The sequence below is a fragment of the Paenibacillus sp. HW567 genome, from assembly GCF_000374185.1.
GTDB lineage: Bacteria > Bacillota > Bacilli > Paenibacillales > Paenibacillaceae > Paenibacillus_AQ.
In genome coordinates this window covers 552,237-568,174 of sequence record NZ_KB910518.1, presented here as the reverse complement: position 1 = coordinate 568,174, position 15,938 = coordinate 552,237, and the positions used below count along the sequence as shown (strand labels likewise).

Annotated in this window: 14 protein-coding genes; 9 read left to right on the top strand and 5 right to left on the bottom strand. The window is 54.0% G+C overall.

Going from position 1 to position 15,938, the window contains the following annotated elements; all coding sequences use genetic code 11:
- Positions 1 to 63: 63 nt before the first annotated feature.
- The 3 genes from B212_RS0102770 to B212_RS0102760 all read right to left on the bottom strand — a co-directional run bounded on the left by B212_RS0102770 (position 64) and on the right by B212_RS0102760 (position 2,351).
- A complete protein-coding gene (locus B212_RS0102770) occupies positions 64 to 1,179 on the bottom strand; it encodes a DUF4367 domain-containing protein (RefSeq protein ID WP_019908816.1) in 1,116 nt (371 codons plus the stop codon).
- On the bottom strand, positions 1,161 to 1,718 hold the full coding sequence (locus tag B212_RS0102765; RefSeq protein ID WP_156830056.1) for an RNA polymerase sigma factor: 558 nt from the start codon (positions 1,716 to 1,718) through the stop codon (positions 1,161 to 1,163). Before B212_RS0102765 ends, B212_RS0102770 begins: the two co-directional genes overlap by 19 nt.
- 408 nt (positions 1,719 to 2,126) lie before the next feature.
- Positions 2,127 to 2,351 carry a helix-turn-helix domain-containing protein gene (locus tag B212_RS0102760; RefSeq protein ID WP_019908812.1) on the bottom strand — a complete coding sequence of 75 codons (225 nt, stop codon included), beginning with the start codon at positions 2,349 to 2,351 and terminating at the stop codon, positions 2,127 to 2,129.
- A 364-nt stretch (positions 2,352 to 2,715) separates the two neighbouring features.
- Here B212_RS0102760 and B212_RS0102750 point away from each other — a divergent pair, with 364 nt between their 5' ends.
- From B212_RS0102750 to nagA, 8 genes are all read left to right on the top strand, one after another.
- Positions 2,716 to 3,693 carry a LacI family DNA-binding transcriptional regulator gene (locus B212_RS0102750; protein WP_019908810.1) on the top strand — a complete coding sequence of 326 codons (978 nt, stop codon included), beginning with the start codon at positions 2,716 to 2,718 and terminating at the stop codon, positions 3,691 to 3,693.
- A gap of 282 nt (positions 3,694 to 3,975) precedes the next feature.
- Positions 3,976 to 4,863 (top strand): iron uptake system protein EfeO, encoded by an 888-nt coding sequence (gene efeO, locus B212_RS0102745; protein ID WP_019908809.1) that lies wholly within the window; start codon positions 3,976 to 3,978, stop codon positions 4,861 to 4,863.
- Between the two features lie 5 nt (positions 4,864 to 4,868).
- Positions 4,869 to 6,158, top strand: coding sequence for an iron uptake transporter deferrochelatase/peroxidase subunit (efeB, locus tag B212_RS0102740; RefSeq protein ID WP_019908808.1), 1,290 nt, complete (start codon positions 4,869 to 4,871; stop codon positions 6,156 to 6,158).
- A 246-nt stretch (positions 6,159 to 6,404) separates the two neighbouring features.
- Positions 6,405 to 6,818: a hypothetical protein gene (locus B212_RS0102735; protein ID WP_019908806.1), complete on the top strand. Its 414-nt coding sequence runs from the start codon at positions 6,405 to 6,407 to the stop codon at positions 6,816 to 6,818.
- Between the two features lie 161 nt (positions 6,819 to 6,979).
- Positions 6,980 to 9,223, top strand: coding sequence for an FTR1 family iron permease (locus tag B212_RS30615; RefSeq protein ID WP_019908805.1), 2,244 nt, complete (start codon positions 6,980 to 6,982; stop codon positions 9,221 to 9,223).
- Positions 9,224 to 9,931: 708 nt separating this feature from the next.
- The gene (locus B212_RS0102725) at positions 9,932 to 10,807 is read left to right on the top strand and encodes a MurR/RpiR family transcriptional regulator (RefSeq protein WP_028530574.1); all 876 of its coding nucleotides are present in this window, start codon (positions 9,932 to 9,934) and stop codon (positions 10,805 to 10,807) included.
- Positions 10,808 to 10,809: 2 nt separating this feature from the next.
- Positions 10,810 to 11,538 (top strand): glucosamine-6-phosphate deaminase, encoded by a 729-nt coding sequence (gene nagB, locus B212_RS0102720; protein WP_019908803.1) that lies wholly within the window; start codon positions 10,810 to 10,812, stop codon positions 11,536 to 11,538.
- Positions 11,526 to 12,731 (top strand): N-acetylglucosamine-6-phosphate deacetylase, encoded by a 1,206-nt coding sequence (gene nagA / locus B212_RS0102715; protein WP_019908802.1) that lies wholly within the window; start codon positions 11,526 to 11,528, stop codon positions 12,729 to 12,731. Before nagB ends, nagA begins: the two co-directional genes overlap by 13 nt.
- A gap of 126 nt (positions 12,732 to 12,857) precedes the next feature.
- Here the strand turns inward: nagA and B212_RS32935 are convergent, their stop codons facing one another.
- On the bottom strand, positions 12,858 to 13,799 hold the full coding sequence (locus B212_RS32935; protein WP_019908798.1) for a YhcN/YlaJ family sporulation lipoprotein: 942 nt from the start codon (positions 13,797 to 13,799) through the stop codon (positions 12,858 to 12,860).
- A gap of 208 nt (positions 13,800 to 14,007) precedes the next feature.
- Between B212_RS32935 and B212_RS0102705 the strand changes: the two genes are divergently transcribed.
- Positions 14,008 to 15,078: a glycosyltransferase family 4 protein gene (locus B212_RS0102705; protein ID WP_019908797.1), complete on the top strand. Its 1,071-nt coding sequence runs from the start codon at positions 14,008 to 14,010 to the stop codon at positions 15,076 to 15,078.
- Positions 15,079 to 15,219: 141 nt separating this feature from the next.
- Here B212_RS0102705 and B212_RS0102700 read toward each other — a convergent pair whose 3' ends face one another.
- Entirely contained in the window at positions 15,220 to 15,936 is a 717-nt protein-coding gene (locus B212_RS0102700) for a glycosyltransferase family 2 protein (protein WP_019908796.1), read from the bottom strand.
- Positions 15,937 to 15,938 lie beyond the last annotated feature (2 nt).

Sequence of the window (15,938 nt, the reverse complement as noted above, 5' to 3'; positions counted from 1 at the left end):
AGAATGAGGGCTGTCCTGCTATCTATCATAGCGGGGCAGCCCTCAGCGTAATGTCTAGTTCATTCAATTCATCATACTGGCGGCAATGCGGATGACCTCATCCTTGGTCAACTCCGATTTCTCCTGGCGAACCGTTACATGATAAATGATGTGCGCTTCCAGGTCAGGCCAGATCAGGTTATACGTATACCCCAAGTCAATCTTCTCGTTGCTGGAGGGTTCGAGATAAATGAGCTGCTTGCCGCCAATCTCAATATTCTCCACCTTTGTCGTTTTGGTCCACGACAGGCTTTCTGCCGGTTTAGCTTCGTCATCAACACGTGAGGCACCGATTCTCACCTGAACGTCCCCCTTCTTGTACACCAGTGAAGAAAAAAGATAGGCAATATTCTCCGTCTTCTCCACTCTCCAGGTCAGCCGGAAGTTATCTCCCAGGTCTCTCTCGCTTCCGCCTCCAAGCTCCTTCTCATCTGGAACCTTTATGAAAGAAGGCTTGATGATCGCCTGGTCCAAGGCATACCCTTCCGGCATATACCCCGGCTGCTTCACTATCGGAGCGTTGTACTTCTCTACACTGGTCTTATAGGCGGCATAGTCCTTGAACGTGATCGGCGGGCGGTACATGCCAAGATAAGGTTCTTCTTTCCCGCGTGTGATGAAATAGGTGGCATACTCTCCAGGAAGCAGCAGCTTCTCAAGGGTGTTGTAGCCCTTTGAATTTTTCATACTGTAGATTTTATTCTCTTTGCTCGGCTGTACCTGGGCCGGCAAGAGAGTCAAGGGTTCTTTCGCCTTCTCTATCATACCGCCTGATTTCGTTGCCTGAAGCGGCTTATAGGGCAGCACCTTATACTGAAATTGGGCCCCCTGCCGGAGTTCACCGGAAAACTGGGTATAGCCGCCGCCCAGCAGAACAATAACAAGGAGTGCCGCCGCCCATACTCGCAAAGAAACCCGTCGCTTCCGGCTCCGCCCCATTCCGGCCTCGGTCTCCATTCTGCGCATAATATCGGGCGCCATCCTGTCTTGCTGAGGTGACTGCGCTTCTGCAGCAGGGAAGGTCCCGCCAAGCCCGAGCGTTTGCATCACCGGGTCATGAACATCAACGGTGATGAAAGCGGCAGACCGGTCTCCCTCCTTCAAGAACTGCTCCTCCGGTGTCAATTCACTCTTGCCCATAATTGCTTCTCCCTTCTCTCTATCACTTTTTTTAGCTTGCTTCTGGTGCGTTCATACCTTTTGCGCACCGTAACCGTGCTGACTCCCAGAATCTCACCGATCTCCGCAAACGATTTATCCTCATAAATACGCAGAAACAACAAGTTCCGGTCCTCCACATTCAGCTTCTCCAGAGCAGCCGCGACCGGCTCGCTGAACAGCCGGTCCGCAACAATTTGTTCAGCGCTGTTCACCGCCACCTCTTGCCGGAGCAGCTTGCGGAGCTGGAGCTGAAATTTCTGCCGCCGCAACTGATTCAGGCAGTGGTGGTAAGCAATCTTGTAGAGCCATGAGCTGAAATTCGCCTGCGGTTTGAATTGCCCGATGTTCTGATACGCCTTGATCAGGACATCCTGCACGGCATCCTTCGCCTCTTCCTCGCTGCTCAGCAGCCGGAAGCAATAGAGGTAGATACGTTGCTGGTACAATCTGATCACATCCGAGAACAGGTAGGCCTCTCCGGCCTGTATTCTTCTAATCTTGTCTTCAATAGAATCCACGTTGATCTCCTTTCTGCAATTCATATAGATATAACACATGAGGAGATTGCGATGTGACATTTATTTCAGTCTCCACAGCAAAGAGACCAACGGATAAATCCCTGTTGATCTCCCGTGCGGTATCTGCTTGCAGAACCTTTTCTGTTAAAGGGGATGACACGTTTTTTCCTCCATTTGAAGCTAGGCCTTACTAACCACACTGTACCATATAATGGCAATCACCGTACTCACTTCCATTATTCTTAAGCATATTGTTTTTATGATAAGAGCCATATGTAAGGTGAACTTCGATACCATGACAATTCAACATAAAAATTAGACGTTTAAAATTTTTCCCCGCAACAAAAAACCTCCCCTCGCCCCAAGGGGCAAAAGAAGGCTTAAACGCGTCACTCCGAAGCACGGCAGCTAAATTTTCAGCTCCCCAAGCTTAATCAGCTCGACAACCGCTTGCGAACGGCCTTTTACGTTTAATTTTTGCATGACGTTGGAGATGTGGTTGCGGACGGTTTTTTCACTGATGAATAACAATCCGGCAATATCCCGTGTTGTTTTGTCCTGTACAAGAAGCTCGAATACTTCGCGCTCGCGATGCGTCAACAGGAATTTGCTGTGATGTTCGTTCCCCTTCAATGGTGTCACCCCTCCTTGCCCTGGGTTTGTTTGGTATAACAAGGTAAAGGGATACAGTCAAATCATACTATGTAGAGGGAATGTCAATGGTGCGGTCACCGCATGAAAATGGGCGGAGGCTGGAGGCGGAGCATTTCATCAGGCATATACAGCAAAAAAACCGCCTTCCGGCGGTATTCAAGCGCAGCTTACCGGTCCGTCACGCCCTTCTCGGTTACGCCGGTTTAGTCCGGTAATGCTGCTGCACCTTCAGTGTATTTTATGAAATGGATTCCATAGCAAGCTTTTTATTGTGAGAGTTTCCCAAAGGGCAGTGTGGTAAAATAAAGCCATATCATTACTGCACCAGGAGGCGCCGCCGCCGATGGCCAACATTAAAGAAATCGCCCGCATTGCCGGGGTTTCCGTAACCACCGTATCACGCGTGCTGAATAACCATCCTTATGTCAGCAGCAACAAAAGGGCCGTTGTCCTAGAAACTATAGAACAATTGAAGTATACGCGCAACATGAACGCCGTTCATCTGATCACTGGCCGCACCGGAGCGGTTGCGGTGATTCTTCCCTATATCAATTCTTTTTACTTCTCGATTGTGATGGAAGGGCTGGCCCATGAGGCGCTGATTGCCCAGTACCGGCTGATTGTGTGCCAGACGAACTATTCCCGCGAAGAGGAGCTTAAGGTGCTGGACATGCTGCGCAACAAGGAGATTGACGGTGTGGTCATCGTCTCAACAGCGCTAACGCCTGAGATCATCGCAGAATATACTGTTTACGGGCCGATTGTGACCTGCCAAAATAGCGGAAAACACGGCTACTCTTCCGTATATACTGAGCATTATGCCGCTTTCCGTCATGGCCTGCAGTATTTGTACGACAAGGGACACCGCAAAATTGGCTACTGTGACGGCAGACAGAACGGCAGCAGCTCTTCTTTTCGCCAGTCCGCTTATCATGAGTTCCTTGCTGAAAAACGTCTGCCCTTCCATGAAGAATGGATGATCTTTGACTGTGTGAATGAGGAGAGCGGAGCGGCAATAGCACAGCAGTTGCTAACAATGCCTGAACGGCCGGAGGCGATGATGGTTGCCGGCGACCATATCGCCGCAGGTCTTATCATTGAAGCCCGCAAGCACGGCATGAGCATCCCGGGGGATCTGGCGGTGATGGGTATCGACAACCAGCCGATCGGACGGCTGCTGGAAATCACTACGATTGACAATCAGCTCTATGAGATGGGGGCGGCTGCCTTCCGCATGTTCCATGAGCAGATTAACGGCGGCAGCCATTGCCCGGTATACCGTAAGCTGGAGCATCGGATCATCGAGCGGTCTACAGTTTAAGCGGATGAATTACACCGTTGCCGTAAACCCCGGCACTGCCTGCCGGTAATGGCTGCTCATGCCATTGAATGCCAGAGTATGATCAAATTCAGCTAGTTTTTCAGCTAAGCAGCGGTATCAGTTGTGATGCAGCCTCCCGATTATGGGAGGTTTTTTGTTGCGCCGGTATAGCTATGATATAAATCACATTTTTGTGTTGACAGCCTATGTACGGGCATTTATGATAAATCCTATAATTGATAACGATTATCATTTACATACACAAAAAAGGGGTGTTTTTTAGTGAAATTTAGTTATGCTGTTCCTGCCGGTCTGCTTGCGGCTTCGATTCTGTTCACCGGATGTGCGGGCAATACCAACAATAAAGGTGGCAACTCAGAAAGTGCCGGTGCCGTGACGAGTGCTCCGGTTGCTACCGAGGGCAGTGCCAATACCGCTCCCGCCGCTGACTTCACAGCCGCAATCGAACAATACCGCGCCTATGCCACCCAGCAAAGCGACGAGTTCGTCAAACAAACCGAAGCCTTCACCACTGCTGTAAAAGCAGGCAAGCTTGATGAAGCCAAGGCACTCTATGCCCCGGCCCGCATGCACTATGAACGGATTGAACCCATTGCCGAAGCGCTTGGAGATCTGGACCCCAATATTGATGCCCGCGAAAATGATGTAGATCCGGCCGAATGGCGCGGCTTCCATAAGATTGAACAGGCGCTGTGGCAAAACAACACTACAGAAGGCATGTCCGATGTAGCGGATAAGCTGCTGAAGGATGCACAACTGCTGCGGGCCAAGGTGGAGACTGTGGAAATTGACGCCAGCCTGCTCGTTACTGGTGCAGTAGAGCTGCTGAACGAGGTCTCTTCCTCCAAAGTAACCGGTGAGGAAGAACGTTACTCTCATACGGACCTGTATGATTTTGTGGCCAATGTGGAAGGGGCGCAAAAAATTTATGAGCTGCTGAAGCCTGAACTGGCAAAAAAAGATCCCGAGCTGGAAAAGACCATCGGGGAACGGTTCGATGCGCTGCTGACTGAGCTGGCCCCATTTAAATCCGGGGATGGTTATGTGTCCTATGAAACGCTGAAGGAAGACCAAGTGCGTACATTAAGCCAGAATCTGGATGCTTTGGCTGAGCCGTTGTCCAATATGGGGACTATTCTAGGAGTGTGACCGGGATGAAAAAGAAGCCTCTTCTTAAGGACGACAACAAGAGCACTGGAATCTTTGATCACAAACTAAGCCGCCGCGAGATGCTGCGGCTTACCGGCGCCTCAGGCCTCGGGCTGCTGCTGGGCGGCGGAAGCGTGGGCGGTATTCTGGCGGCAGGACAGGCGGCAGCGCCTCCGCAAGCTTCGGGTGCTGACAGCCTTCCGTTCTACGGCACTCATCAGGCGGGTATTCTGACACCCGCACAAAATTTTCTCTGCTTCGCAGCGTTTGACCTCACTGCAACGAAGCTGGCAGATGTGAAAAAGCTGCTGCAAGCATGGACTACAGCCGCCGCAGCTTTAACCTCCGGCAGCCTGATCGGCAGCGTCAACGATAACCCTAATCTCCCTCCTTCGGACACAGGGGAAGCGGATGGACTTACCCCGTCCAAGTGCACGCTGACCTTTGGGGTGGGGCCAGGTTTTTTTGACGGACGGTTCGGGCTGGCTTCGCAGCGTCCGTCCACACTTTCCGATCTCCCGGCATTCGCGGGAGACAGCCTGGAGCCGCAGTGGTCCGGCGGCGATCTCTGTGTGCAGGCCTGCGCCGATGATCTGCAGGTGGCATTCCATGCCATCCGCAATCTCGCCCGCATCGCCCGCGGCACAGCCGTGCTGCGCTGGACGCAGGAAGGCTTCCAGCGTACAGGCGCTGCCGACCCTAAAGGGGCCACGCCGCGCAATCTGCTTGGCTTCAAGGACGGCACAGGCAACCCGGACGTCACGGACGATGCCGAGATGCGCAAGGTTGTCTGGAGCGGGAGCGAAGGCCCCGCCTGGATGAACGGCGGCACTTACATGGCCGTGCGCCGCGTGCGGCTGCGCATTGAGGTGTGGGACCGGTCCACATTGAGCGATCAGGAATCCACCTTCGGGCGGCACCGGCAGAGCGGCGCTCCCATTGGAGCTACCGACGAATTCGCCAAGCTGAACCTGGAGGCAGCAGACTCAGCAGGCAAACCGGTCATCCCACCCGACTCCCATTCCGCCCTCGCACATGGCGACGGTACGGTAAAAATACTCCGCCGCTCCTACTCCTATTCCAGCGGAATGGACCTGACCACAGGACAACTGGATGCAGGTCTCTTGTTCATCAGCTTCCAGAAGGATCTAGTGAAGCAGTTCGTAAGTATCCAGCAGCGGCTCGCCAAGAACGACCGGCTGAACGAATATATGGTCCACACCGGCAGCGCGGTGTTTGCCTGCTTCCCCGGCGTCCGCGAAGGCGGCTATATCGGGGAGGGGCTGCTGGGCTGAGAAGCGGTGGGGAAACGGCGCGGGGTTTGTTGAGCGCGTGGGCTTAGACAACGGCATTTTTGCCGTTGTTGCGGGGTCAGACGGGCTTGGGGGCTCGGACAACGGCATTTTTGCCGTTGTTGCGGGGTTAGACGGGCGCGCGGGCTTGGACAACGGCATTTTGCCGTTGTTGCGGGGTCAGACGGGCTTGGGGGCTCGGACAACGGCATTTTTGCCGTTGTTGCGGGGTTAGACGGGCGCGCGGGCTTGGACAACGGCATTTTTGCCGTTGTTGCGGGGTCAGACGGGCTTGGGGGCTCGGACAACGGCATTTTTGCCGTTGTTGCGGGGCTAGACGGGCGCGCGGGCTTGGACAACGGCATTTTTGCCGTTGTTGCGGGGTTGGACGGGCTCGGGGGCTCGGACAACGGCATTTTTGCCGTTGTTGCGGGGTTAGACGGGCGCGCGGGCTTGGACAACGGCATTTTTGCCGTTGTTGCAGGGTCAGACGGGCGCGCGGGCTCGGACAACGGCATTTTTGCCGTTGTTGCGGGGTTAGACGGGCTCGGGGGCTTGGACAACGGCATTTTTGCCGTTGTTGCGGGGTTGGACGGGCGCGAGGGCTTGGACAACGGCATTTTTGCCGTTGTTTCCGGGCAATTTCGTCCTTCAGCGGATTAACTTTGGGCTTCTTTTTCCTAGTTGTGTGTACACCTTACTTCATTACAAAAAGAAAAATCATTATTTTCTAAATACGAAAAAGCGGGCAAGTAAGGAAATAATAGATCATTTAGGAACAATCCGTGATCGGCTGCCTGGCTATAGTTAAAAGGAGGTCCCCGATGTTATTATTTTTGCAGTTCAAGGAACGTAAGGCGCAAGCTGCTCCGGATTGCAGCGGGCAACGTAAGCGTATGGAGTTGGTTGAGCGTACAATGATGCGAACTGCGGATTGCGGCGCGCCGTTTAAACATTTAGAGTTGGATGAGCATTCAGCAATGGGGACGGCGGATTGCGGCGCGCCGCTTAAGCATTTAGAGCCGGATGAGCATTCAGCAATGCGAACTGCGGATTGCGGCGCGCCGCTTAAGCATTTAGAGTTGGATGAGCATTCAGCAATGGGGACGGCGGATTGCGGCTCGCCGCTTAAGCGTATAGAGCCGGATGAGCATTCAGCAATGGGGACGGCGGATTGCGGCGCGCCGCTTAAGCTTTTAGAGCCGGATGAGCATTCAGCAATGGGGACGGCGGATTGCGGCACGCCGGAGCAGGGGGCGGTGCGGCATCCCCGGCTGGCGAAGCGCCGGGGCTTGCAGGCAGCCGTACTCTTCGGCTGCCTGTTCCTGCTGCTGCTCTGCAGGCCAGCAGCTATCGCGGCGGCGGAAGGGCCGCCGCATGACGAGCTGCTGCCGCCGGTCGGCAGCGCGCTCGTCGAAGCCGGCCAGGGCCGCTGGGACGCGGCCGCCGCCGATGTGGAATCGTTCGCGGCGCTGTGGCGCACCGCGAACGAAGGCACGCCGGACCCGGCACTCGCCGGTCCGGCTGCCAAAGTCGACGCCGCGCTCGCAGACGCGGCGAAGACCCTGGCGGCGGGCGGCGGCACGCCCGCCAAAACCGCGCTGTCCACGCTCGCCAGAAGCGTGGACGCGTATGTGAACGCCGCCTCCGGCACGGGCGGCGTGGATACAGCCGCCGCCGGGCGGAACGCGGCGGCGAAGCTGCTGCCCGCTGCGCAGCGCGTGCGGGATGCGGCGCGCAGCGCCGAGTGGACAACGGCGGCGGCAGCGTACCGCGCCGTTGTCAGCGGATGGAAGCCGGTAGAGCGCGGCATCCGGGGGGACAATCCGGCAGTCTACGGACTGCTGGAGACGAAGATGAGCCTGCTGCGCATCGCATTGCAGGCCGAGCCTCGGCGCGAGGATGCGGCGCTGGCGGAAGCGGAAGCGCTGTATACACTGCTGGCGGATTACAGCGCAGGCAAAGCGGTTGATACCGCGAACGTGTCAACTGAACCTGCAACCATCGAGGGACTCATCGGCTACCTGAACAAAGCCTTGGCGGCCGCAAAGGCCGGTGACAGCGCCGGGGCGGCCGGAATTATGGAGCAATTCATCTCCGTCTGGCCTTCGGCCGAGGGACAGGTACAGATTGCTTCGCCCAAGGTTTATGCCAATATTGAGAATGAAAGCGCAGCGGTAACGGGAGACCTCCTCTCCAATCCGCCTAAGCTTGAACAGGCGCTCTCGGCCATGGACAATATGCTGGCCGAGCTGACACCGCTGGCCGGGGATACAACTTATACGGCCTGGGATGCCGCACTGATCCTGCTCCGTGAGGGACTGGAAGCTATCCTTGTACTCGCTGCCCTGCTGGCCTATCTTAAACGAGACGGCACACCCAAAACACAGCGCTGGGTCTGGTCCGGTGCAGCAGCCGGTCTTGCCGGCAGCATCGGGCTAGCTGTCCTGCTGAGCCTTACGCTCTCCAAAGCGGCTTCCGGTGGAGCACGCGAGCTGATTGAAGGCATTGCCGGGCTTGTTGCCGTGGTGATGATGCTGACCATCGGCCGCTGGCTGCATGGCAAGTCGAGCACTGCCGCCTGGAATAATTATGTGGGCAGACAGGTCGATGGCGCTTTGGCTGGAGGTAATCTGTGGTCGCTGTTCTTCATAGCTCTGATTGCGATTCTGCGTGAAGGGGCGGAAACAACGATTTTCTATGTAGGGATGGCTCCTTCAATTGCAGTCTCTCAGCTCCTGCTCGGGATCGGCGGCGCGCTAGTGGTGCTCATCATCCTGGCTTACGCCATTATCGCCCTAAGTGCAAGATTGCCGATTTCCGCCTTCTTCCGTACAGCAACCGTGCTGATTTATTATCTGGTGTTCCGCTTCCTTGGCGAGAGTATCCACGCGCTTCAGGTGGCGGGCAAGCTGCCTGCACATTCCGAGAGAGGACTGCCAGCCGTAGGCTGGCTGGGCTTGTATCCGACCTGGGAAACACTGGTGCCACAGCTTCTTATCCTGATCTTTATTCTCTGGGAGCTGCTGCGCGGCAGAGCATCCGGCAAATCGCGTACAACCGGATAAGCCTGTTTTTCAGGCGGAACATCTGGATTCCCCCTTTTTATTTAATAGTACAGCATCCGTTCTAAATCTGTGGCTTAGGACGGCCCTTTGTTGGTTCGGAGAGAGGGATTAGTTGTATCAATCCTCCTGTTCCTTGCGGACCGTAAAGCCCTTATTTTCCCCAAAGAGATACATTTAGCCAAGGGAACGGACCGTAACGCGCTTATCGCCTCTTTGTAAGGTGTTTTTTTGGTAAATGTACACCTCTAAAGGCTCTTGAGTCCGTTCACTTGCGGAAAAATGACTTCCAGTGGAAATAAGAGCGACTCAGTCCTTTACACATGGGCAGACCCTTCCGATCAGGAGATAATTCTGTTCATGGGGCCTGATACGCCCGCGGCGTGATCTCTTAACCCTGATCCATTTGGCGGAGAATCGTTTGAACTCCAATATTTAAAGTCTGGCGATCTACTAGTAAAGCTAACCAGCCTCCTTCAGGCTTGCGGACCACAGTTCCGCTGCTAGCTGAAGGAGGCTTTTTTTGCTGCAAGGACTATTGTTCCCCTACCCTGAGAAATACCGGTCTCACATTCCCAGCTTTCTCGTAAAAGTCCCTCTTGCAAGCTCCAGTGTTTTGTTTTATTCTGATTATGAAAATAATTTTCTTTTATATTGTATTATTTGTAAAAATAATTTTACTTCATATTTGGAGAAAAGAAGGTGGGGCTTTTGTCTCCTATCCTGCATGCTCTAGAGCATGACAAGTCCAAGCTCTCGCAAATGGAACGCAAGCTCGCGGAGCGTATTCTGGCCTCTCCCGGGGAAATCGTCCATATGGGCATTACCGAGCTGGCGGAGCAGTGCGGAGTCAGCCCAGCTACGATCACACGTTTTTGCAAGGTTCTGCATTTCAAAGGGTTCCCGGATTTCAAGGTCAAGCTGGCGGCGGAAATCGCCCATGGTGATAGTTCTCCGCAGGCTGGCGGCTCCTCTTACCAGGATATTGTCGCAGGCAATCCGCTCTCAGTCATTGTCGAGGCCATGCAGGCGAATCATCTGGCTTCGATCCGCGACACAACCTCGCTGCTTGACCTTGACCGGCTGCAGAGCGCCATTGATGTATTGTGCCGGGCGCGGCGGGTCGATCTGTACGGGATGGCGACCTCTTCCATCGTAGCCCAGGATTTCTATCAGAAGCTGGTCCGCATCGGCGTGAACTGTACTGCCTTTGCCGATTCCCACATGCAGATCACCTCCGCTTCTTCGCTTACTAAAGGCGACGTTGCGTTCGCGGTCTCTTATTCCGGGGAAACCCCCGAAACGATTGATGCCCTGAGCTGTGCCGCAGCCAGCGGGGCGTCCACCATCTCGCTGACCTCCTATGGCAGCAGCTCGCTGTCCACACTGGCGGACCTTCCGCTGTTCTCCTCCTCACTGGAGCAGGGCATGCGGCGGGGCGATATGGCTTCACGGATTGCACAGCTCCACATTATTGATATTTTGTTCACCGGAATGGTCAGCACGCGGTTTGGAGATTTTATCCCTAAGCTGGAGCAGTCTTACTTGAATGTCCAACATTATCGGCATAAACGGGGAGGTCAATAATAATGAATATTTTAAAATTTAAAAACGATGAGGATTTCGCACAGACCGGAGCAAATCTGATTGTCAGTCTGCTGCAGAGCAATCCTAAAGCGGTTCTCGGCCTGGCTACAGGAAGCTCGCCAATCGGTGTATACGCCAAGCTGGTGGAGATGCACCGCAAGGGCATTGTCAGCTTTGCCAAAGCCTCTTCCTTTAATCTCGACGAATATGTGGGCTTGCCCGTGGATCATCCGCAGAGCTACCGCAGCTTCATGAATGAGCAGCTATTTAACCATATTGATATTGAGCTGGCGAAGACGCATGTCCCTAACGGAAATGCGGCCGATCTGGACGCTGAGTGTCTGGCTTATGATAAGCTGCTGGAGGAAGGCGGTCCGGTGGACCTGCAGCTTCTCGGCATTGGCAGCAATGGCCATATCGGCTTCAATGAGCCGGATGCCAGCCTTAGCAGCGGCACACACGTCGTTGATCTGCTGCAAGAAACGCTGGATGCGAACGCCCGCTTCTTCGACAGCCAGGAGGATGTGCCCCGCAAGGCGGTAACGATGGGCATCGGCGGTATTCTTAAGGCCCGGCAGATTGTACTGTTAGTGCGCGGCGAAGAGAAGGCTGAGGCAGTTAAGAATGCGCTGGAGGGACCGATCACGACACAGTGTCCCGCCTCTCTGCTGCAGAGCCATCCGAATGTCGTTGTGCTCCTGGATGAAGGTGCGGCAAAATGGCTGAAGTAAACAACACGAACAGCACCGCTGGCGAGCTGCTGTTCGGAAAGATCCTGACCCCCGCCGGCTGGATTGAACAAGGGGTTGTCGCACTGTCGGAAGAGGCCATTCATTATGCCGGAGAAGCCGCCTGGCTCCCTGAAGCCTATGCCCACTGGCCTGTAGGCGAAGCAGCGAACAACGGCGGCCTGCTGATCCCGGGATTTATTGACGTGCATGTGCATGGCGGAGCCGGCCATGACTTCATGTACGCAGATGCAGAAGCCCTGGAGAGCATTACTCGGTTTCACGCTTCCCAGGGGACAACAACGATGCTGGCTACCACAATGACCGCGGACAAAAAGTCTATCGACCGCGTTATCGCTGAAGTAGATGCTTTCCGCACCGCCGGGATGCCTTATGCCCAGCTCGCAGGGCTGCATCTGGAAGGCCCGTTCATTAGCCCGAAATGGTCGGGTGCGCAGAACCCGGAACATATTGTTCCCGCCAATATCGGTTGGCTGGAGCAATGGGAGGAGCAGTACCCCGGAATCATCCGTCAGGTTACACTGGCCCCGGAATGTGAAGGCGCGCTGGAAGCTGTTCTATGGCTGCGCAAGCATGGAATTACGGCGGCTCTCGGACATACGAATGCTACCTTTGAAGAGGTTATTGCCGCAGCCGATGCCGGACTGAATCAGGCCGTCCATATGTTCAACGCCATGACCCCGCTCCATCACCGTAAACCGGGCGCAGCAGGTGCCATTATGTTCGATCCGCGTATCCGTGCAGAGATTATTGCCGACGGCATTCATGTGCATCCGGCAGCAATCACTGTGCTGTCCCGGCTCAAAAACGCCAATAATCTCATACTGATTACAGACGCTATGTCAGCAACCGGACTAAGCGATGGTGAATACACCATCGGCGATCTTCCGGTATTGGTCCAGGGCGGTGTTGCCAGACTGAAGGAGAACCCGGAAGCTCTGGCAGGAAGCACGCTTACGATGATTCGCGGCTACCGTTATCTGGTGCAGGAGGTTGGCCTTAGTCTGGAGGAAGCCTCCCGTGCCGCCAGCCTGACGCCGGCAATCTCGCTTGGCATGGAGCGGACCACCGGTTCTTTGGAAGCCGGAAAACGCGGAGATGTCCTGCTGCTGGATGACGCACTTGAATTGCGCGGAGTCTGGATAGGCGGGCGTAAAATTGCTGAACCCTCTTAATAACAAACCCTATGCCAGAACTTAAAAACGCAGCCATCCTTTGCCGGTTATCCCGGAAGGGCGGCTGCGTTTTTGAGAATAAAACCAAACTTTCTCAGGAATACTATCCCAGGTCAAGGTCAGCGGTTAATACCCGCTGCGCGTAGGGAAAATACGCTCCACCATGATGCGGAATTCATTGGCAAAGCCCTTCAGCGGATGTCCGGCACGGACTTCATCGGCATAGAAGTTGGCCCGCTGCACGAAATCGGGATTCGCCGACACGTAGACATTGTCGATGCCCTTGTGATGTTTTTTCACTTCATCAGCAATCTTGTTCTTCAATTCAGTGGTAACCCGATCGTTGTGCGTCACGTTATTGGTACTGTATGGAGCAATGGTATTATTAGGTGTAATGGTACGAGTTCCGGCCGCGGTCCCCATGTTTACGTCAAGATCATGCTTCAAATGGCGGCCATCGACGGTATTATTCCCCACATAGGTTCCAGGGGTTGGGGTAACCATTCCTGTTCCACCAACTGTTCCTCTACCGGTATACTGTCCGGGAACTCCCGTCATTGAACCTCCCATACCGGTCATTCCAGGTGTTCCCGTCACTGTCCCTCTTGTGCCCGGCAGCATGCCGGAAGGGTTGCCCATACCGGTTACTCCCGGTGTTGTCGCTGTTCCTCTTGTACCCGGCAGGATTCCAGAAGGTCTGCCCATTCCGGTATAGTTGTTCAGGTGCGAAGGGCGGCCGGTGATGCTTGTCGCATGCGTCCCTGCTGAGGCTTCATTGAGGGCTACAGCTACATAGGCGCTTTTTCCGGCCAGCATTACATGCGCAGAACGGATCTCCGGCATTGCCGCAATCCGGTTAGCCAGATCCTGGCTCATCTCCATAGAATCGAAGTTGTTTACATTCGTCCCCGGTACGGCTTTTACATTCAGACGCCCGTCATGCATCCCCCGTACACTTTTGGTCTGAACATTCCCCATTGCTGTGTTATTGGCACCGCAGCCTGTAATAGTTACCATACCCAAAAGCAGCGCGGCAGAGACCGACAGGCTGATCTTCGATCGCAACATGTTTCATCCTCCATCTCTAAAGTTGTAATGTGTAGAGCGTAACAGTCATTAGGATGGCCTCCATCCCATTAGGCTATGCTGAAAGGATTTGGTACCGGCGCCTGTTATCGTCACGGATAAGAGGATTTCGCCGTATCCTATAAACATCAGACCGTATTCTGCAAGGAGCACCGGTGTTTCTCCAAAGGGGAAATCAGGAGGGATGAGCATGAGGGTTTTGTTTACGTTTTATGTAGCGAGCGGCGGGGTAGAAACGCTGAACAAGCTGCGGTGCGAGAAGCTTCAGCGCAGCGGTATTGAGTGTCATGTTCTTTATATTATGCCGGGTTCCGCCATGCAGCACGAGCCTGCTTTTCCGGTGTTTATTGCTCCCGGGGATGATGATATCAAAGCAGTACTCGATATGCACAGGTATGATGCCATTATTGTTACCTCGGATTTCCTGATGCTCGAACGTCTACGCCGGCTGGGATTCGCCGGTCCACTGATTTACGAAGCCCAGGGCCTTGGAATCCGCAGTGCGGCACAAGATTTGGTCCTGGAAGCCCTACCCTTCTTGCGCAATTACAGCAATGCGGTACTGATTCCGCCCACAAATCATTTGCTGGAGCTGTTTACAAGCTTTTGTCCTTGGCTGCAGCGTTTTGTCATTCCTAATATTGTAGATGTTGAGTCATTTCAGCTAACTCACGTCGATCACCCTTGTGATCCCGTTATTGCCTGGATAGGCCGCTTGGAGCCTAATAAAAATTGGAGTGAATACCTGAAAATCGCCCATCAGCTTCTCTATACTAAGCCGAATCTGCAACTGTGGATGTTCCATGATCCGGAGCTTGCCGCAGAGGAGCAGAAACAGCAATTCGATGCCGAACTTACGCACCTGGGATTGCAAGACCGGCTGAAGGTTTTTACCAATCTTCCCAATCACCTGATGCCCGAGTATTACTCAGCCATAGCATGTTCGGGCGGATTCCTGCTATCCTCCTCGATTACGGAAGGGTTTGGGTATGCGGTTGCTGAAGCCGTCTGCTGTACCTGTCCTGTACTCAGCACCGATTCCGACGGTGTAAGGGCCTTTATTATTCATAATGTTACCGGTAAGTTCTATCCGCTGGGCGATGTTAATGCTGCTGTAAGTGAAGCGCTGGAGCTGATGGATAATACAGATCTGCGCAATGCCCTCCGGGAGCAGGGCCGCAGCCATATGGTGTCCCAGTTCGGTGCAGGGCAATATGCGGACGCTTTTCGTCAGATGATGAATTATTTTTCTATATACTAAATGTGTAACAAGCAGCAACGGCTACGCCGTTCTCTGGCAGAGGCGGCAGCCGGTTCAGCGAGAAATCGAAGGATAAACAAAGAACCTTCAGCTTCCGGAGAACGTCAAGCTGAAGGTTCTTTTAATGGTGCCTGATTACGCTCAGCCTCCCATTGAGGCAATCAAGGACTGGAGCATAGGTCTGTAGCGGGCATTGGTTGCCGCTGCTTCAGCCTGAATGGCTTCTTGATGCTTAATCGTTCCCATACCCTCATGCCGCCGGTAGGCGGTCAAGGTCTGATTCAGCAGAATCGGCGGATACCCGTTCAGAACGGCACGGAACCACAGATCATAATCATGAGTATAAGGCAGTCCCTCGTCGAACATCCCGATCGCGCTGAGCAGCTCCCGCTTGAACATTACGGTACAGCCATTAATCGGATTGCCGTTCAAATAGCTGTGCAAATAGTGTAGATGGCTTGGAAATGGCGTGACCACATTCATCTGGGTCAATTGAGAATGCCCGTTAATATAGTTGAAATTGGTATAAGAAATCAGCAGCCGGTTGTGTTCCATGAACATCGCCTGGTTGTTGATCTTGTCGTGATAGAACATATCATCCGAGCTTAGCCAGGCTACATAATCGCCCGTCGAATACCTGATGCCGTGATTCAGTGCGGAGGCGGTGCCGCCGTTGCTTTTTCCCAGATAATGGATTCGCGGCAGATATGGCGTTATCCGTTCCGTATGCATGGTAGAACCGTCATCAACCACGATGATTTCATGAGGCTCCAGGGATTGGGCCACGGCGCTTTGCAGCGCCTGTTCAATATAAGGGCAATTGTAAAAAGGAATAATAATTGACACTTTGGGCTTCATAA

Excerpts from the sequence above, each read along its gene's own strand:
- B212_RS0102770 (WP_019908816.1), bottom strand. The coding sequence starts at position 1,179 with ATGGGCAAGAGTGAATTGACACCGGAGGAGCAGTTCTTGAAGGAGGGA.
- B212_RS0102750 (WP_019908810.1), top strand. The coding sequence starts at position 2,716 with ATGGCCAACATTAAAGAAATCGCCCGCATTGCCGGGGTTTCCGTAACC.
- efeB (WP_019908808.1), top strand. The coding sequence starts at position 4,869 with ATGAAAAAGAAGCCTCTTCTTAAGGACGACAACAAGAGCACTGGAATC.
- B212_RS30615 (WP_019908805.1), top strand. The coding sequence starts at position 6,980 with ATGTTATTATTTTTGCAGTTCAAGGAACGTAAGGCGCAAGCTGCTCCG.
- nagB (WP_019908803.1), top strand. The coding sequence starts at position 10,810 with ATGAATATTTTAAAATTTAAAAACGATGAGGATTTCGCACAGACCGGA.
- nagA (WP_019908802.1), top strand. The coding sequence starts at position 11,526 with ATGGCTGAAGTAAACAACACGAACAGCACCGCTGGCGAGCTGCTGTTC.
- B212_RS32935 (WP_019908798.1), bottom strand. The coding sequence starts at position 13,799 with ATGTTGCGATCGAAGATCAGCCTGTCGGTCTCTGCCGCGCTGCTTTTG.
- B212_RS0102705 (WP_019908797.1), top strand. The coding sequence starts at position 14,008 with ATGAGGGTTTTGTTTACGTTTTATGTAGCGAGCGGCGGGGTAGAAACG.
- B212_RS0102700 (WP_019908796.1), bottom strand. The coding sequence starts at position 15,936 with ATGAAGCCCAAAGTGTCAATTATTATTCCTTTTTACAATTGCCCTTAT.